Origin of the sequence: Candidatus Accumulibacter vicinus (assembly GCF_000584955.1) — a bacterium.
Lineage (GTDB): Bacteria > Pseudomonadota > Gammaproteobacteria > Burkholderiales > Rhodocyclaceae > Accumulibacter > Accumulibacter vicinus.
Genome location: NZ_JDSS02000018.1, coordinates 5,446 through 5,699, shown reverse-complemented (window position 1 = coordinate 5,699; position 254 = coordinate 5,446). Strand labels below are relative to the sequence as shown.

General features: G+C 60.6%; 1 protein-coding gene. It reads left to right on the top strand.

Annotated elements, in window-relative coordinates:
- The coding region (locus CAPSK01_RS21905; protein ID WP_273703117.1) for a transposase at positions 1-254 on the top strand (254 nt) is incomplete at both ends.

Sequence of the window (254 nt, the reverse complement as noted above, 5' to 3'; positions counted from 1 at the left end):
ATCGACGTACAACTGGTACTGGCTGGTTGATGGACTGATGGACGCGGGCTATCGGGTGCACCTGGTGAACACGGCGGCGGTCAAGCAGTACGAGGGCCTGAAGTACAAGGAAGACGCGCACGATGCGCGCTGGCTGGCGCACTTGTTGCGTTTGGGCATCCTGCCGGTAGGGTACATTTGTCCGAAGGAAGCGCGGGGTGTGCGAGATCTGATGCGCAAGCGCAACCAGTTGGTGGGGCAGAGATCACGGCAGA